Origin of the sequence: Gordonia jinhuaensis, assembly GCF_014639795.1 — a bacterium.
In the GTDB taxonomy this organism is placed as follows: domain Bacteria; phylum Actinomycetota; class Actinomycetes; order Mycobacteriales; family Mycobacteriaceae; genus Gordonia_B; species Gordonia_B jinhuaensis.
Window position 1 is genome coordinate 82,732 of record NZ_BMGC01000004.1, and the last position, 17,961, is coordinate 100,692.

The window sequence follows — 17,961 nt, forward strand, 5'->3', positions numbered from 1 at the left end:
CATCCCGACGAACCGACCGTGCACCGCTGGTGGATGCTCGTCGCCGCACTCGTCGCAGCGATGGCCACCACCTGCGCCGTGTCGGGTGTGGCCTACCTGATCCCGGCCCTGCACGACGACGGCGTCTCCCTGACCGAGGGGGCCTGGCTCGCGGCGTTGCCCACCGTCGGCCTGACGCTGTCGATGGTGGGGTGGGGGCTCGCACTCGACCGTCGCGGCGAACGACGTGTGCTGCTGGTCTCGCTGGCGCTGACCGTGATCGCCACCGGCGCGACCGCACTCGCTGCGGCGTACCACGCCCCGTTACCGGTGATCGGCGCCTGCCTGCTCGCCGGCGGGCTGGCCTGCGGGGCGGGCAACGGGGCAAGCGGGCGCATCGTGGTGGGCTGGTTCCCGCCGAACCTGCGGGGCACCGCCATGGGGATGCGACAGATGGCACAGCCGCTCGGTGTGGGCATCTGCGCGCTGACGATGCCGGTGCTCGCCGCACATCGGGGTGCCGCAGCGGCGCTGATCATCCCGTTCGCGGTGTCGGTGATCGCACTGGGACTGACCGCGCTGCTCATCGTCGATCCACGACGACCGGAACCGGCGACAGGCAACTCGACGGCACACAGCGACCCGAATGTGTCCGAGAATCCCTATCGGACAGGCGGATTCCTCACTCGCGTCCATACCGTGAGCCTGCTGCTGGTGATCCCGCAGGGCATGCTGTGGACATTCGTCCCCACCTGGCTGATCGTCGGACTGCACTGGTCGCCGGCCGCCGCGGGACTGTTGGTGACCATCACCCAGATCCTGGGCGCGTTGGGGCGCATCGCCGCAGGGCGTGTCTCCGACCGGATGGGCTCGCGGATGCGACCGGTGCGGATCATCTCGGTGGCGGCGGTGGTGTTCACCGCATTGCTGGCCCTGACGGCGTGGATGCATGCTCCCGTCGTGGCGGTGGTCGCGATGATGCTCGCCTCGGTCATCTCCGTTGCCGACAACGGGCTGGCATTCACCGCCATCGCCGAATACGCCGGACCGCGGTGGAGCGGACGAAGTCTCGCGATCCAGAACACCAGCCAGTATCTGGCGATGTCGGCCACCACACCGATCTTCGGTGCACTGATCGCAGCCGCAGGATTCCCACTGGCCTTCGCCGTCGCCGCAGCCGCACCGCTGCTGGCCATCGGGGTGGTGCCCCACGACCCGCCGACAGAGAACTAGTCCGGCGAACTGCGCGAGATCTGTTCTGCCAGCGGATGATCGGCCGGGACATCGTTCAGGGCCTCGACGCCGTCGAGGGTTCTGCCCCGCGGCGGCGCCACCGTGACACCCGGCATCGAGCGCGACACGGCGTCGGTGAACTCCGAGCGCAGGACGTCGTTGCCCATCACCGCACCGACCCAGCTCACCCGAGCCGATGACTCTGCCCGGCAGCGGCGTAACGCGCTCACCACGCTCGTCGCGAGTTCGTCGGCGGCTGCCGCGAGGATCTCCGCGGCCACCACGTCGCCGCGGAGGGCGGCGTCGGCGACCTCACGAGCGAACCGGGCGATCGTCGGCACCCGGTCCTCACGCGCCTGCAGCCGCATGTAGATCTCCTCGAAGGGACCGAACGAGATCACAGCGCGTTCACCGAGTTCGGTGGCCTGTCCCCTGCCGTCGAAGGCGCGCAGGGCGGCGTCGAGTCCCATCCTGCCGATCCAGTACGCCGAACCAGCATCACCGAGCAGGTAGCCCCAGCCGTCCACTCGCGCCACGCGCTCACCGACACCGAGCGTGACCACACCGGTGCCGACCGCGGTCACCGCGCCGAGGGCCAGACCGTTGGCCGCGAGGTATCCCGTCACCGAATCGTGAGCCAGTGCCACATCGGTGACACCGAGTCCCGCGGTCAGCGCACGCAGCCGCTCAGGTCGCGAACCGGCGGGTGTCAGACCCGACACGCCCGCCGCGAGCACCGAAACGGATTCGGCATTCGTGTCGATGCCCATGTCGAGGACCGAACGGGTCGCGATGTCGGCGATCTGGTCGACCACCGACATGGAGGTGTCGATACCCGCCCCGTCGCGCTCCTCGACATGTCCGTCGTCGAAGCTCAACCGGATTCGCGACCCCGTCTGTCCACCGTCGATCGACAGTTTCACGGCCGTGCTATCGCCCGGCGTGTCGACGAGTCACGACGGCGCACCGATCACACATACGGATCAGAGAGCCGCGACGATCCGCGCACCGATGTCGGCGGTCGAACCGGCACTGTCGCCGCGAGCGGCGACGTCGGCCTCCACGGCCTTCTCGATCCGCGCCGCGGCGTCGGTGTTGCCCAGGTGACGCAACAGCAGTGCAGCCGAGAGGATCGCCGCGGTGGGGTCGGCGATGCCCTTGCCCGCGATGTCGGGGGCGCTGCCGTGCACCGGCTCGAACATCGACGGGTTGGTACGCGTGGCGTCGATGTTGCCCGACGCCGCCAGCCCGATACCGCCGGATACCGCCGCGGCGAGGTCGGTGATGATGTCGCCGAAGAGGTTGTCGGTCACGATCACGTCGAACCGGCCCGGGTTGGTCACCAGGTAGATGGTGGCCGCGTCCACATGGCAGTAGTCGGTGGTGACGTCGGGGTAGTCGGCACCCACCTCCTCGACCGTGCGCGCCCACAGCGAACCGCCGAAGGTGAGCACGTTGGTCTTGTGGACGAGGGTGAGGTGCTTGCGGCGCGCCTGCGCACGCTCGAACGCATCGCGGACCACGCGTTCGATCCCGAAACGGGTGTTCAGGCTGACCTCGGTGGCCACCTCATGCGGCGTCCCGACGCGGATCGCACCACCGTTTCCGGTGTAGGGACCCTCGGTGCCCTCACGGACCACGACGAAATCGATCGACGGATCACCCGACAGCGGCGAGGAGACACCGTCGTAGAGCTTGCTCGGACGCAGATTGACGTGGTGGTCGAGGGCGAAGCGCATCTTCAGCAGCAGTCCGCGTTCGAGGATGCCCGAGGGCACCGACGGATCGCCGATCGCTCCGAGCAGGATCGCGTCGTGCTCGCGCAGCGAGTCGAGGTCGGCGTCGGTGAGGAGTTCACCGGTGCGGTGGTAACGACGTGCACCGAGATCGTATTCGGTGGTCTCCACATCGGGCTCGACCGCGCGCAGCACGTTCAGTGCCTGCTCGATGACCTCGGGGCCGATCCCGTCACCGGCGATGACTGCGAGCTTCACGACAGGTCAACTCCTTCGATCAGGGTGGCGCCGACGGCGTCGCCGATGGCGCTGACCACGTCCTCGGGCACAGCGCGGTCGACGCGCAGCAGCACGGTCGCACCCTCGCCCTCGACGTCCTGGGACAGCCCGGCGGCCTGGATGTCGATGCCGGCGTTGCCCAGCAGCGTGGCGATCTTGCCCAGTGAACCGGGCTGGTCGCGGTAGCTCACCAGCAGGTTGAGTCCCTGCGCGCGCAGGTCGAAGTTGCGGCCGTTGATGTTGACGACCTTCTCCACCTGTGCCGGACCACTCAACGTGCCGGCGACGTTCACCGTCGAACCGTCGCCGTAGACCGCCTTCACGTCGACCAGACTGCGGTGGTTCGGGCTCTCGGTGGCGGTGGTGACCTCGGTGGTCACGCCTCGTTCCTGGGCGATGGCCGGGGCGTTGACGAAGGTGATCGGATCCTCGAGGACCGCCGAAAACAGCCCGCGCAGCGCCGACAGCCCGAGCACGTCGACGTTGCTGGCGGCGAGCTCACCGCGGACCTCCACCTGCAGTGCGGTCGGCGACTGGTCCGAGATCGCGCCGACGAGCACGCCGAGCTTGCGCGACAGCTCCAGCCACGGCGCGACCTCGTCGTCGACGGGTCCACCGGAGATGTTGACCGCATCGGGGACGAAGTGGCCGGCCAGTGCCAGGCGCACACTCTTGGCGACGTCGGTGCCCGCGCGGTCCTGTGCCTCACTGGTCGACGCGCCCAGGTGCGGGGTCACCACGACCTGCGGCAACTCGAACAGTGGGCTGTCGGTGCAGGGCTCCTTGGTGAACACGTCGATGCCGGCGCCGCGCACGTGGCCCGAGCGCACCGAGTCGGCCAGCGCATCCTCGTCGATCAGACCGCCGCGGGCGGCGTTGACGATGATCACGCCCTCCTTGGTCTTGGCGAGCTCGTCGGCGCCGATGAGGCCCAGGGTCTCTGGCGTCTTGGGCAGGTGGATCGTGATGAGATCCGCACGCTCGAGCAGCTCCTCGAGGCTCACCAGCTCGATACCCAGCTGCGCGGCGCGCGCGGGCGACACGTAGGGGTCGTAGGCGATGATGTGGGTCTCGAAGGCTGCCAGACGTGCGGCGACCAGCTGCCCGATACGGCCGAGCCCGACCACGCCGACGGTCTTGCCGAAGATCTCCACACCGTTGAAGCTCGACCGTTTCCAGGTGTGCTCGCGCAGCGTCGCGTCGGCCTGCGGGATCTGACGGGCCGCCGAGAGCATGAGGGAGATCGCATGCTCGGCGGCGGTGTGGATGTTCGACGTGGGTGCGTTGACCACCATCACGCCACGCTCGGTGGCTGCCGGGACGTCGACGTTGTCCAGGCCCACGCCCGCGCGGGCGACGATCTTCAGTCGCGGCGCGGCGGCGAGGACCTCGGCGTCGATCGTGGTGGCCGAGCGGACCAGGACCGCGTCGGCCTCGGCGATGGCCTCGAGCAGCTTCGGGCGATCGGGTCCGTCGACCCATCGCACCTCTACCCCGTCGCCGAGTGCCTCGACCGTCGACGGTGCGAGCTTGTCGGCAATCAACACGATGGGGGTGCGGCCGGGATCGGTCACCTGTACGCTCCTAGTTCTGGTCGAGCAGCGAGTTCTTCTCGGGGGCTCGGTGGGGTTCTTCGTCTTGGGGGTTCTTCTCGGGCCGCGGCCCGCGCCGACGCCAGTCGTGCACGGAATCGTTCTGCACGGATCGCGATTCAGCGACCAGCTTAGAGCGCGCACTGTCGGTCTCCGATGCCGGGTCTGTCGGCCGGGTTCTGTGTGACCGCGGCCAGTCGGGCCCACCATCACATAGACTCACGGGGCCGTTCGGAACACCTCCGGCGGTTGCCTGGCAGGAAAACGGAGTTGTGATGTTGAGAAGGCTTGCGGCGATGCTGACAGCCACCGCGGCGATGGTGCTCATGGTGCTCGGAGCGGGTCATGCCGCAGCCGCACCGAACATCCCGCTCGGCGGAGGGTCGGGGATCCTCTTGCCGGAGAATGCCGACAGCGCGGCGGCCTGCACGATCACCACGATCGGCTACGACAAGGCCGGCGATCTGATCGGGCTGACCGCCGGACACTGCGGCCCGGCCGGGCGCGCGGTGTACTCGGAGAAGTTCGCCAACCGCGGGAAGGCCGGCGAGGTGGTCTACAGCACCCCCGACCTCGACTTCGCGGTGATCAAGTTCGACAAGTCCAAGGTGGCCCCGCTGCGCAGCGTCGGCGGCGTGACCATCCGTGGCATCCAGACCACGCCGCCGCAGTTCCCCTCGGTCGCCTGCAAGACCGGCCGCACCACCGGTAACACCTGTGGCGTCACCTGGTTCAGCGACGGACAGGCCCACATCACCCAGATGTGCATCGCCGAAGGCGATTCGGGTAGCCCCGTGGTCATCGGAGACCGTCTGATCGGAATGGTCAACGGCTACTTCGAGTTCGCCTGCCTCGGACCGGAGACCGGCACCAACATCGGGCCGATCCTCGACCGCATGAACAAGGTCGGTTTCAGCGGATTCCACGTTTACTGATCGACACGGTCTACTGATCGCCTCGGTCATTTGATCGACACGCACCGACGACAGGAGCCCCGGACCACACGGTCCGGGGCTCCTGTCGTATACGCACCTGTCTATACGCACCAGGGGCGCGCAGCGACCGTCAGGCGGTCTCGGTGATCGGGCGGTCGACCCAGCTCATCAGACCGCGCAGCTTGCGGCCGGTGACCTCGATCGGGTGCTGGGCGTTCTCCTCGCGCAGCGCCTCGAGTTCCTTGTTGCCGCCCTCGACGTTGGCGACCAGACGCTTGACGAAGGTGCCGTCCTGGATGTCGGCGAGGACTTCCTTCATGCGCTCCTTGGTGCCGGCGTCGATGATGCGCGGACCCGAGATGTAGCCACCGAACTCGGCGGTGTCCGACACCGAGTAGTTCATGCGGGCGATGCCGCCCTCGTACATGAGGTCGACGATCAGCTTGAGCTCGTGGAGCACCTCGAAGTAGGCCATCTCCGGGGCGTAGCCGGCCTCGACCATCACCTCGAAGCCCTTCTTGACCAGTTCCTCGGTGCCGCCGCAGAGCACGGCCTGCTCACCGAAGAGATCGGTCTCGGTCTCCTCTTTGAAGGTGGTCTTGATGATGCCGGCGCGGCCGCCACCGATCGCCGAGGCGTAGGACAGCGCGAGCGCCTGACCCTCATCCTTGGGATCCTGATCGACGGCGATGAGGCAGGGCACACCCTTGCCGTCGACGAACTGACGGCGCACCAGGTGGCCGGGTCCCTTGGGAGCGACCATCGCGACGGTCACGTTCTCCGGAGCCTTGATGAGGTCGAAGTGGATGTTGAGTCCGTGTCCGAAGAACAGCGCGTTGCCCTCGGAGAGGTTCGGCTCGATGTCCTCGGTGAAGATCTTGGCCTGTGAGGTGTCGGGCGCCAGGATCATGATCACGTCGGCCCACTTCGCGGCCTCGGCGTTGGACATGACCTTGAGGCCCTGCTCCTGTGCCTTCTCACGCGACTTGCTGCCCTCGCGCAGACCGATGGCGACGTCCACACCGGAATCGCGCAGGCTCAGCGAGTGTGCGTGTCCCTGGCTGCCGTAGCCGATGACGGCAACCTTGCGGCCCTGGATGATCGACAGGTCGGCGTCGTCGTCATAGAACAATTCGACTGCCACTTGGTACTTCCCTTCGTGTGTTCTCTCGAAACATTGAGTGTGCGAAAGAATCTGTGTGAAAAATGTTGTCCCTGTGCATGTTCCCCGGTCACGTCTGCCTGGTGGGCAGCGGGGCCGGGCGGCCACCACCGACGGGTGTCAGCGGGTGGCTGTCATGCTCTTGGGTCCACGACCCAGCGCGACCGCACCCGATTGCGCGATCTCGCGGATGCCGTACGGATCGAGCATGCGCAGCAGCGCCTCGAGCTTGTCGGTGGTGCCGGTCGCCTCCACGGTGACCGACTCCGGCGAGACGTCGATCACCTTGGCGCGGAACAGGTTCACCACCTCGATGACCTCCGAGCGCACGGTCGCGTCGGCACGCACCTTGATCAGCATCAGCTCGCGCGAGACCGAGGACTCGGGATCCTGCTCGACGATCTTGATCACGTTGATCAGCTTGTTGAGCTGTTTGGTGACCTGTTCCAGCGGGAAATCCTCGACCGAGACCATGATCGTCATCCGCGAGACGCCCTTGATCTCGGTGGCGCCCACCGCCAGTGACTCGATGTTGAATCCGCGCCGCGAGAACAGACCCGAGACGCGGGCCAGCACGCCCGGCAGGTCTTCGACGAGGACGCTCAGCGTATGTGTGGTGCTCACTTGAGGTTCTCCCCTGCCGGGTTCGGGCCGACATTCGTCGGCTGGTTCAGCGACGTCTCCTGGTTGGCCACAGCGTGGATCTCCGCGGGGTCGGCAGCGGCATCCTCGTCGAACAGCGGACGGATGTCGCGTGCGGCCATGATCTCGTCGTTGCTGGTGCCCGCGGCGACCATCGGCCACACCTGCGCGTCGGCACCGACGATGAAGTCGATGACCACCGGGCGGTCGTTGATCGCACGTGCCTGGGCGATGACCTCGTCGACGTCGGATTCCTTCTCCACGCGGAATGCCGCACACCCCAACGCTTCCGCGAGCTTCACGAAGTCGGGGATACGCCGCGAGTGGGTGGACAGGTCGGTGTTGGAGTAGCGCTCCTCGTAGAACAGGGTCTGCCACTGGCGGACCATGCCGAGGTTGCCGTTGTTGATGAGGGCGACCTTGATGGGGATGCCCTCGATCGCGCAGGTGGCCAGTTCCTGGTTGGTCATCTGGAAGCAGCCGTCGCCGTCGATGGCCCACACTTCCTTGTCCGGAGCCGCCATCTTGGCACCCATGGCAGCGGGCACCGCATAGCCCATGGTGCCCAGGCCACCGGAGTTGAGCCAGGTGCGCGGGTTCTCGTAGGAGATGAACTGCGCGGCCCACATCTGATGCTGGCCCACGCCGGCGACGTACACCGCGTCGGGTCCGGCGGCCCGGCCCACCGAGCTGATGACGAACTCCGGCGACATCGATCCGTCGGCAGGACGGTTGTAGCTCAGCGGGAACCGACGACGGATGTCGTCGAGCTCGGCCCGCCAGTCGCTGAGGTCGGCCGCAACGGTGCCGGCGGCGAAGTCGTGGCGCAGCGCCTCGGTGAGTTCGCTGATGACGGCCTTGCAGTCGCCCACGATCGGGACGTCGACCTCACGGTTCTTGCCGATCTCGGCCGGGTCGATGTCGGCGTGGATCACCTTGGCATGGGGTGCGAACGAGTCGAGCTGACCGGTCACCCGGTCGTCGAAGCGAGCACCGAGGGTGATCAGCAGGTCGCTGCGCTGCAGCGCACCCACCGCGGCGACCGTGCCGTGCATACCCGGCATCCCCATGTGCTGAGGATGACTGTCGGGGAACGCCCCGCGGGCCATCAGGGTGGTGACCACCGGGATGCCGGTCAGTTCGGCGAGTTCGAGCAGTTCATCGGCCGCCTCGGCCTTGATCACGCCACCGCCGACGTAGAGCACCGGCGCCTTGGCGGCAGCGATCATGCGGGCGGCCTCGCGGACCTGCTTGCCGTGCGGTTTGGTGACCGGGCGATAGCCGGGCAGATCCATCTGCGGCGGCCACGAGAAGGTGGTCTGCGCCTGCAGGATGTCCTTGGGGATGTCGACGAGAACCGCGCCGGGACGTCCGCTCTCGGCGATGTAGAACGCCTGGGCGATCACGCGCGGGATGTCGGCTCCGTTGGAGACCAGGAAGTTGTGCTTGGTGACCGGCATGGTGATGCCGGAGATGTCAGCCTCCTGGAACGCATCGGTGCCGATGAGCGGGCGTCCGACCTGCCCGGTGATCGCCACCACGGGAACCGAGTCCATCTGGGCGTCGGCCAGCGGGGTCACCAGGTTGGTGGCACCGGGACCCGAGGTCGCCATCATCACGCCGGCCCGACCGGTGATCTGGGCGTATCCGGTGGCTGCATGGCCTGCACCCTGCTCATGGCGCACCAACACGTGACGGACCTTGCGGGAGTCCAGAAGCGGATCGTAGACCGGCAGCACCGCACCACCGGGGATACCGAAGACGACCTCCACACCGAGTTCCTCGAGCGAACGGACGACCGCCTGGGCACCGGACATGCGCTCGGGAGCTACCGTCTCGGTGTTCCGGCCGGCGACGCGGCCCGATCCGTCCCGATGCGCCCCCGGCTTGGGGGCGGAGCCGGATGCACTCGGCGTGGCAGTGCCCGGCGTGTCGCCGGATGCCGACTGTGTGCGTGTTGCTGGTGCGCTCACTGCACGTTCCTCGATGTGTCATGCGCGAGTCCCTCGGGGCTCACACGGTTGGTGATCTGCGGTGATGGAATTGTCGACGCCCACCGTGGGCAAGAAAAAACCCCCGACAGCTGATGCTGGTCGAGGGTGGCGCGTCGATGCTGAGTGGGTCCGATTCGTAATCGGTCAGGCGGCGACGCGCCGGCCGAGTACGAGAATGTTCCGTTGCAGCATAGGGCAAAGGTAGGTGTTGCGCGTCGCGTGAGTCAAACTCGCCCATGTGGGCCTCCCACATACTGAGACGCACTGTCCGTTGCCGGATCGTCGGTGCACCCGCCCCGGCCGTGGCGCGCAGGCTGCAATCGACAGACCCCGCTTCCGCGTACGCCAGGGCATGTCGGCAGCCGGTGGCATGCGTGCACAATGGTTGCCGATGATCCCGTGCCCGGCACAACCAGGGACGAGGGGTTCACCGACGACACGGAAGCGAACATCCCAGACGTGAGCAGCACGAATGCCAACGCGAACCACTCGGATCGCAGCCATCGGGCAACCGCTGCGATCTCGACCACCGGGCGGGCCACCTCCGACCGTCCGGCCGTGCGCCTGCCGCTGACGATCCGCATCCAGCCGGTCGCCTACTTCGCGCCCGCGATGATGTTCGTGACCGCGATCATCCTGGCCGGTACGTCGCTGCCCTATCTGGGCTGGACACTGGTCCTGCCGGTGGTGCTCGCGGTGTGGATCTGGCGACTGCGCACGGTGGTGACCGCCGACGGCCTGGTCTCGGTACGTACCTTCGCCACGACGGTGATGCCCTGGGACACCATCGCCGGTCTGCGCTTCACCCGGTGGGGTGCGACCAAAGCCGTTCGTACCGACGGCACGTCGGTGTCGCTACCGGCGGTCACATTCGGCCATCTGCCGGTGATGTCGGCCGCGAGCTCCGGACGCATCCCCGACCCGTATGCAGCTGCAGCCGATGCCGCGGCCGAGAAGACTGCGTCGCCGACGAGCGGCCACGAGCCGAGTGAATCGGCATCGAATGAGTCGGCATCGAGCGAGTCGGGGTCGATCCCGCCGCACCGGGCCGACTGAGTCCCCACCGGGTCCCCAACCGGCGGTCGATCTCCCGGTACCGACCCGGGCCGCATGGGGCGTCTGGCCGGCGGCGTAGCCTGGTCAGAGCACTCTTCACGGGTGACCGGCGCCACGGCGCGTCTGCTGATCGATTCCACGGAGTCGCCATCGGCCGCGACGGATATCGCCTTCTGACGAATATTTCCGGTCTGCTCGGCGTTGAGACTGCTCGCACGCACATACCCGCCCGCTGCGCCGGCCCCGCAGCACGATTGTCGATCGAGGTTTCCATGCCGCCCTTGAGGTCACGAACAACCACCGTCGGACGCGAGGCGTCAGGCGCCCGCGCACTCTGGCGCGCCACCGGTATGACTGAGGGCGATTTCGGCAAACCGATTGTGGCGATTGCGAATTCATACACCCAGTTTGTGCCGGGCCATGTTCACCTCAAGAACGTCGGGGAGATCGTCGCCGAGGCCGTCGCCGAGGCGGGCGGAGTGTCCAAGGAGTTCAACACGATTGCCGTCGACGACGGCATCGCCATGGGACACGGCGGCATGCTCTATTCGTTGCCCAGCCGCGAGATCATCGCCGACTCGGTCGAGTACATGGTCAACGCCCACACCGCCGACGCACTGGTGTGCATCTCCAACTGCGACAAGATCACCCCGGGGATGCTCAACGCCGCGATGCGGCTGAACATCCCGACGGTGTTCGTCTCCGGTGGGCCGATGGAGGCCGGTACATCGGTGGTCATCAACGGAGTCGTGCACCCCGGCACCGACCTCATCGACGCCATCTCGGCCTCCGCCGACAGCAATGTCGGCGACGAGGAACTCCTCCAGGTCGAGCGGTCTGCGTGTCCCACCTGCGGATCGTGTTCGGGAATGTTCACCGCCAACTCGATGAACTGCCTCACCGAGGCGCTCGGTCTGTCGCTGCCGGGCAACGGCTCCACGCTGGCGACTCAGGTCGCGCGCCGTGAGCTGTTCACCAAGGCCGGACGCATGGTCGTGGACCTGGCCAAGCGGTATTACCACGACGATGACGACTCGGTGCTGCCGCGCAGCGTCGCCACCCACGATGCCTTCGAGAACGCGATGGCCCTCGACGTCGCGATGGGCGGCTCCACGAACACAGTCCTGCACATCCTCGCCGCCGCGCAGGAGGGTGAGGTCGACTTCACACTGAAGGACATCGACCGCATCTCGCGCAAGGTGCCGTGCCTGGCCAAGGTCGCACCGAACTCGCCGAAGTACTACATGGAGCATGTGCACCGGGCCGGTGGCATCCCCGCCATCCTCGGTGAGCTCAACCGCGCGGGACTGCTCAACACCGACGTCCACCCGGTTCATGCACCGTCACTCGAGTCGTATCTGGCTGACTGGGACATCCGCAGCGGCACAGCGATTCCCGAGGCGATCGAACTGTTCCACGCCGCGCCCGGCGGGGTGCGCACCACCGAACCGTTCTCCACGTCCAACCGGTGGGAATCGCTGGACACCGACGCGGCCGACGGCTGCATCCGCGACATCGAACACGCCTACACGGTCGAGGGCGGGCTGTGCGTCCTGCACGGCAACCTCGCCGCCAACGGTGCGGTGCTCAAGACGGCCGGCGTGGACGAATCCCTCTGGCACTTCCAGGGTCCGGCGCGCGTCGTCGAGAGCCAGGAGGATGCCGTGCACACCATCCTGTCGAAGGAACTGCAGGCCGGGGAGGTGCTGGTCATCCGCTACGAGGGTCCGGCGGGCGGACCGGGCATGCAGGAGATGTTGCACCCGACCGCGTTCATGAAGGGCACCGGGATGGGCAAGAAGTGCGGGCTCGTCACCGATGGTCGGTTCTCCGGCGGGTCGTCGGGTCTGGTGATCGGACACGCCTCCCCCGAGGCGGCCGCCGGCGGCGACATCGCCCTCGTCGAGAACGGCGACCAGATCCTCATCGACGTCGCCTCACGCACCCTGACGATGCTCGTCGACGACGAGGTGCTCGCGGAGCGCCGCGCCAAGATGGAAGCATCCGAGCGGCCCTGGCAGCCCAAGGATCGCGATCGCACGGTCTCCACTGCCCTGCGCGCGTACGCCAAACTGGCCACCTCGGCAGACAAGGGCGCAGTCCGCAAGGTCGACTAGTCGCCCCCTCTCCACGACTGCGGCCGCGCCGGTTCCGCGTGGCCGCGACGGGTGTACCCGTCGCGGCTGCACAGAACCGGCGCGGCCGCGGTCCAGGGGCGTACCCGCGCTGAGCGCAGGCCTATTTCGCCACGGTTCCGTTCATGTCGACGGCGTCGTTGCGGATCTTGCGTGTCGAACCGACGCTGGGGATCAACTCATACTCGGCGAGGAGTTCGCCAACCTGATTGGACTCGAGCTTTCCGAGAACCTTCTCGCGCACCTTCTTCGGTCCGGGGAGATCGACCATCTTGCCGTCACGCAGTCGGCTGGTGGCCGCAACCAGCGTACGTACGTCATAGGTTGAGTTGAACACCTCGGGCACGCCGCGCTCGATGTTGAGCAAGGTGTAGACCGCCTCCATCGGAGTGCGGACGGAGTACTCGGTCGTGAAGATGCAGTCACGAGTCGGCGATTCGGCGAACTGGCCGATGAACGCGAAGTTCATCGACCCCTCCGGCACGACGTCCGGGCGATCCCCGGCCCGCCGCGGCATGAAGAAGGCCGTGACGTAGGGCATCATGCAGGGCACCGCCTTGGCCGAATTGGCTGCCAGTTCAGGAATATCGGCCTCCGGTACGCCCAGGTGATATAGCCATTCCTGGGTGATCTCCTCGCCGGTGCAATCCTGCAGCGCCTTTTTGACGTAATCGCCCGGTTTGTCGACGATCAGCCCGTACACCCAGATCACGATCTGATCCTTGGGCTGCTGCTTGAAGTGCGGCTGTCGATTGACCGTCCACGACATCTGCCAGCTCGAGTCCCGCACGCTGACGATGCCGCCGGTCACGACCTTGCCGCTGAACGGATCCCGCTTGCAGATCTTCTGGATGTACTTGGGAATGGTCGGGTCGAGCGTGGTTACCGTGCACGATTCCCACTTGCTCTTGTCGATGTCGCCGGCGAACTTGTCCGGACGGCCGAAACCCTCGTGCTTCGCGGCGATCCGACGCCAGAGATCCCACGCGGGCGCAGGCCCGGTGTTGAGTTTGGCCGGCGTGTGATGATCACCCTCGTCAGAGTTCTCCGTCAGCGAACCGATCGTCATGAACAGCAGATCGTTCGTTCCGAGATCCTGGCTGCCTTCGACGCCCTCGGACACGTAGTGGATCTTGGTCGCGGTCTTCTTGTCCCCGTCGAACTCGAAGTCGACGTCGGTCACGACGGTGCTGAACTGGAACTTCACACCTTGGTCGAGAAGCCAGGTGTAGAGCGGCAGCACCAGGGATTCGTACTGGTTGTACTTGGTGAACTTCAGCGCACTGAAGTCGGGCAATCCGCCGATGTGGTGGATGAAGCGGTGGATGTACAGCTTCATCTCCAGAGCCGAATGCCACTTCTCGAATGCGAACATTGTTTGCCAATACAGCCAGAAGTTGCTGGAGAAGAATTCATCGGTGAACACTTCGTCGATGCGGACATCTTCGACTTCCTCGCGCGTGGCCAGGAAGAGTCTGAGGATCTCTTTCTGCGCCTTGTCGTTCAGCGTGAACAGTCCGTCGGTATGCGCATCCTCGCCACGGTTGATGGTCGCGCGCTGCAGCGAGTAGTTGGGGTCGTCCTTGTTCAGGTAGTAGAACTCCTCGTGAACGCTGGCACCCTCGACCTCGAGTGACGGAATGGATCGATAGAGATCCCACAGACACTCGAAGTGATTCTCCATCTCGCGGCCGCCGCGAATCACGAAGCCCTTCTTGGGTTCCTTGATCCCGTCGAGCGCACCGCCGGGGAGCTTGAGTTCCTCGAGAATGGTGATCTTGTCGCCCGGCATCTGACCATCGCGAATCAGAAACGCGGCGCCCGCGAGGGACGCCTGACCGGCGCCGACGAACCATGCGGTCTTCCCGTCGACACCATGGGGCTTGCGCGGCCGGGCGAAGGCCTCGTAATTGCCGCTGCTGTAATACATCAACTCTCCGATCGCTTCATCTCCGACGGCGATCGGTTGTCCGGCTCATGCAGACACGTCTCACTGTCGGCGCTACCGTGACCCGCCCCCGGTGGTGGAGGCAGGAGAACTACCTCGTGCGGTTGATCCGCACGCCGATCTTGTCGACATCGCCAGCTTAACTTCATTGAACCGGAATCGGCTCCGGTTTGGTGAAGTTACCTGAACGTCAACCGCGTACCGATGTGTCAGGCGTAACCGCGGACAGTCGCCACGACCTACCTGAGCCACTTGGTCAGGAGGATGGATTACCCGGCGAATGGACAGGATTCGTACCGTTGAACAGCATCCAGATCACCACCGCCGCGGCCACACCGATCACCAGCCAGGCGATCGATCCGATGAACGGTCGTCGCGCCCAGCCGCGCTTGAAGTCCAGCGAGTAGCGGCCGGGACCGGTGAGGATGATGACTGCGGCGACCACTCCGAGGAACATCTCGTATTCGACGCCACCGCCGCGCCCGTCGGGATCGGTGGCGAAGAACCACAGGCCACCCGCCAACGTCGCCTTGTAGGCAGTCGCGATGATCATCACCCCCAGGATCGCCGACCCGGCGATGGGTGTGAGCAATCCGAGTATCAACATCAGACCACCGAGCGTCTCCGAGAGTGCCCCGATGATCGCCAGCGGTCGCGCCGCGTCGTGGGTGAACCCGATGCTGGTGTTCTGCGAGTTGATGAGCATGTCGGTGAAGCCGCCGAGCTTCGGTCCGCCCCACCATCCGAACAGTTTCTGGCAGCCGTGGGCCATCGCGATGACGCCGACGGCCACGCGCAAGATCAGCAGACCCAGGTCAAGGGTGCCGCGGCGCGAGGCCTTGCGCAGACGATCGAGTTCCTCGTCGCGCGTTTCGTCCGCATGCCCATCGCGCGTCTGCTCGTCGGTCGCAACCTCGGTATCCGCGCGGCCCTTCTTCCGGCGACGGCTGCCCCGGGCCCTCTCATCCGGAGCGTCGGTGGTGTCCAGACGCCGCGTCTGCGTGGCAGATTCGTCGTCAGCGGCGTCCTGCGCGCCGGCAGATGCCGTAGCCGCGGCCGCACCAGCGGCGGCCGTAGCGGCCGCGGCCTTTCCTCGCTCACGCCCACGCGGGCGCGCATTGCGCTCGTAGAACTTGTCGCGGTCCTCGCTGGACATCCGCCCGCGTTCGATCGCGGCAGTGGGCGCATCGGCGGTGTCGTCGACCCGCTGCTCGACCGGGGTCACCTCGTCTGTCGTCGACTCGTCTGTTCTCGACTCGTCTGTTCTCGACCCTTCTGGGGTCGGCGCCTTCTGAACCACCTCCCCGGGACCCTCCTGCTCGTCGTGGGTCGGCTCGACGGAAGCGGGGGTCTCCTCGCCGGGAGGTGCGGCCGAACCGGACTCTGCATCGCCGGATCGCGAGCCGATGGTTGTGGAGTCAGCGGCTTCGGTGTCGGTCGAACCTGCTGCCCTCGAATCCGCTTCCGTCGAAGCAGCTTGGGTCGAACCGGCTTCGGCGGTTTCAGCGTCAGGAGACTCGGTCTCGGGCGAATCAGCCGGGTGGGACGCTGCGGGAGTACGCGCGCGGTCCGCGGGCGCCGGCGGGACGTCTGCGAAGACGTCGTCGTCGGTGTCGACCACCCGACGCGCCGGTGCGGACCCGGCCGGTCCGCTCACGCGCCGCGACCTCATCGACGGGGTCTGCGCTCGCGGCCGGGACGAGTCCGGACGCTCGCGACCCGCACGCGCGTCGCGGCCGGACTGCGCACCCCGCCCTCCCCGAGCGTCGCCCGAGGTCTCTGTCGCCCCGGTTTCTATCGCCTCGGTGGGTTCGTCGAACGGGCTCGGCGCCTGCGCGTCGCGCTCGGGTGCCGGTGTCGATCGGTAGTCGTCGGTCACAAGCCCGACCATACGACGTGGGTGTGGCGACCTGGCGCTTTGGCGTTCGGAGTGTTGACACTTCATGACCTGTGTTCGAAGGCCTGGCACCGATCACCCCAGCCACCGAGGTCCGATCCCGGCCATACCGGCGATCAGCCCCGAACGCGCATCACGCACATCAGTACTGTGGGCGCATGTCCTTTCCGAGGCGCAACGCCGCCCGGCCGCGACGCCGCAGAACCGAACAACGCAGAACCGATCTCCGCAGCCCGGCAGCTGCGTTCGTCGCCATCCTCGCCACCGCCGCGCTGGCGGTGACGGGATGCGATTTCTCCTCCGCCGACCGCGACTCGTCGGCGGGCACCTTCTCCGAGAACCCCGATGCCGGGATCATGTCGGTCCCCCCGCAGCCGCCGGCCAGCCAGGACAACGGCGACCAGGGCGCGCCGCCGGCCACCGAGGCACCCGGGCCGTGTGTGGACCCCGACCCCGCCGTCATCATCACCTGCCTGTCGCCGACCAGTGCGGTACTGCCCACCGACAACGAGGGCAACAGCGCGATGGTCGCCGAGCGCACCACGGGCAACATCATCGCCGGGGCTCGTGGCAGCGACCACCGTGTGGTGGCCTCATTCCCCGTCGACCCGGCCGGCGACGGCGGCCTCCTCGACTTCGCCCTCTCCCCAACCTACGACCAGGATCAGCTGATCTACGCCTATGTCTCGACGGCGTCGGACAATGAGGTGGTCCGCATCGCTCCGGGTGACACGCCCAAGCCGATACTCACCGGAATCCCCAAGGGCACCACCGGAAACGGCGGATCGCTGTACTTCCGCTCACCGGGTGAGCTGCTGGTGGCCACCGGCAATGCGGGCGATCCGGCCGCAGCCGCCAACCCTGCATCGCTGGCCGGCAAACTCCTGTCGGTCACCGATCTGACCTCGGGTTCGGGTATCCGACCGAAGATCCTGATGTCCGGACTCGGCGCGGCTGCATCGCTGTGTGCCGTGGCCGACGGCAGCGCGGTGTACCTGACCGATCGTGCGCCTACCGAGGACCGTCTGCAGCAGATCTCCGCCACCGGCGCCGCCCACACACTGTGGACCTGGCCGGACAAGCCGGGGATCGCCGGATGTGCCGCGACTGCGGGCGCGCTGTTCGTCTCGGCGACGACGACACGACAGATCCTCGAACTCAACGCCCCCACCCGCGACCGTCCGACCGTCTCGGCGCCGAGCGTGGTCCTCGACAAGAAGTACGGTGCGGTCGGGCCGCTGGCAGCACTCCCCAGCGGCCTGCTGCAGTTCGGGACGGTCAACAAGGACGCCGGAGGCAAGCCGGTGTCGACCGACGACCGGGTGGTGCGTTACCTGGTTCCGGCATCGTCGGACAGCAGAGCCTGACCGACC

General features: G+C 66.8%; 13 protein-coding genes. 5 read left to right on the forward strand and 8 right to left on the reverse strand.

Translation table 11 applies throughout. The features are described from left to right. Positions 1-33 precede the first annotated feature (33 nt). Positions 34-1,212: an MFS transporter gene (locus IEW22_RS04335; RefSeq protein ID WP_229742191.1), complete on the forward strand. Its 1,179-nt coding sequence runs from the start codon at positions 34-36 to the stop codon at positions 1,210-1,212. Here the strand turns inward: IEW22_RS04335 and IEW22_RS04340 are convergent. The 3 genes from IEW22_RS04340 to serA are packed head-to-tail and all read right to left on the reverse strand — an operon-like array spanning position 1,209 to position 4,801. After that, positions 1,209-2,135 carry an N-acetylglucosamine kinase gene (locus IEW22_RS04340; RefSeq protein ID WP_188585371.1) on the reverse strand — a complete coding sequence of 309 codons (927 nt, stop codon included), beginning with the start codon at positions 2,133-2,135 and terminating at the stop codon, positions 1,209-1,211. The two genes, IEW22_RS04335 and IEW22_RS04340, sit on opposite strands and share 4 nt — an antisense overlap. Positions 2,136-2,195: 60 nt before the next feature. Continuing rightward, a complete protein-coding gene (locus IEW22_RS04345) occupies positions 2,196-3,206 on the reverse strand; it encodes a 3-isopropylmalate dehydrogenase (protein ID WP_188585372.1) in 1,011 nt (336 codons plus the stop codon). Then, positions 3,203-4,801 (reverse strand): phosphoglycerate dehydrogenase, encoded by a 1,599-nt coding sequence (serA, locus tag IEW22_RS04350; protein ID WP_188585373.1) that lies wholly within the window; start codon positions 4,799-4,801, stop codon positions 3,203-3,205. Before serA ends, IEW22_RS04345 begins: the two co-directional genes overlap by 4 nt. 293 nt (positions 4,802-5,094) lie before the next feature. Here serA and IEW22_RS04355 point away from each other — a divergent pair, with 293 nt between their 5' ends. Continuing rightward, the gene (locus tag IEW22_RS04355; protein WP_188585374.1) at positions 5,095-5,754 is read left to right on the forward strand and encodes a chymotrypsin family serine protease; all 660 of its coding nucleotides are present in this window, start codon (positions 5,095-5,097) and stop codon (positions 5,752-5,754) included. A 130-nt stretch (positions 5,755-5,884) separates the two neighbouring features. Here IEW22_RS04355 and ilvC read toward each other — a convergent pair whose 3' ends face one another. The 3 genes from ilvC to IEW22_RS04370 all read right to left on the reverse strand — a co-directional run bounded on the left by ilvC (position 5,885) and on the right by IEW22_RS04370 (position 9,531). Continuing rightward, positions 5,885-6,949: a ketol-acid reductoisomerase gene (ilvC, locus tag IEW22_RS04360; protein WP_188585489.1), complete on the reverse strand. Its 1,065-nt coding sequence runs from the start codon at positions 6,947-6,949 to the stop codon at positions 5,885-5,887. Between the two features lie 87 nt (positions 6,950-7,036). After that, on the reverse strand, positions 7,037-7,540 hold the full coding sequence (gene ilvN / locus IEW22_RS04365; protein ID WP_188585375.1) for an acetolactate synthase small subunit: 504 nt from the start codon (positions 7,538-7,540) through the stop codon (positions 7,037-7,039). Continuing rightward, complete coding sequence (locus IEW22_RS04370; protein WP_188585376.1) at positions 7,537-9,531, reverse strand: acetolactate synthase large subunit; 1,995 nt, start codon at positions 9,529-9,531, stop codon at positions 7,537-7,539. Before IEW22_RS04370 ends, ilvN begins: the two co-directional genes overlap by 4 nt. Positions 9,532-10,011: 480 nt before the next feature. On the opposite strand from IEW22_RS04370, the gene IEW22_RS04375 reads away from it, so the two are divergent. Together IEW22_RS04375 and ilvD are read left to right on the forward strand one after the other, a co-directional pair. Next, a complete protein-coding gene (locus IEW22_RS04375; RefSeq protein ID WP_229742168.1) occupies positions 10,012-10,608 on the forward strand; it encodes a PH domain-containing protein in 597 nt (198 codons plus the stop codon). A gap of 272 nt (positions 10,609-10,880) precedes the next feature. Next, the gene (gene ilvD / locus IEW22_RS04380) at positions 10,881-12,725 is read left to right on the forward strand and encodes a dihydroxy-acid dehydratase (RefSeq protein ID WP_188585378.1); all 1,845 of its coding nucleotides are present in this window, start codon (positions 10,881-10,883) and stop codon (positions 12,723-12,725) included. Positions 12,726-12,846: 121 nt separating this feature from the next. Here the strand turns inward: ilvD and IEW22_RS04385 are convergent, their stop codons facing one another. Both IEW22_RS04385 and IEW22_RS19990 read right to left on the reverse strand, forming a co-directional pair. Then, positions 12,847-14,673: an oleate hydratase gene (locus tag IEW22_RS04385; RefSeq protein ID WP_188585379.1), complete on the reverse strand. Its 1,827-nt coding sequence runs from the start codon at positions 14,671-14,673 to the stop codon at positions 12,847-12,849. 274 nt (positions 14,674-14,947) lie between these two features. Continuing rightward, on the reverse strand, positions 14,948-16,570 hold the full coding sequence (locus tag IEW22_RS19990; protein WP_229742169.1) for a DoxX family membrane protein: 1,623 nt from the start codon (positions 16,568-16,570) through the stop codon (positions 14,948-14,950). A gap of 176 nt (positions 16,571-16,746) precedes the next feature. Between IEW22_RS19990 and IEW22_RS04395 the strand changes: the two genes are divergently transcribed. Beyond that, positions 16,747-17,955, forward strand: a complete 1,209-nt coding sequence (locus IEW22_RS04395; RefSeq protein ID WP_188585380.1) for a PQQ-dependent sugar dehydrogenase — start codon at positions 16,747-16,749, stop codon at positions 17,953-17,955. Positions 17,956-17,961: the final 6 nt, after the last annotated feature.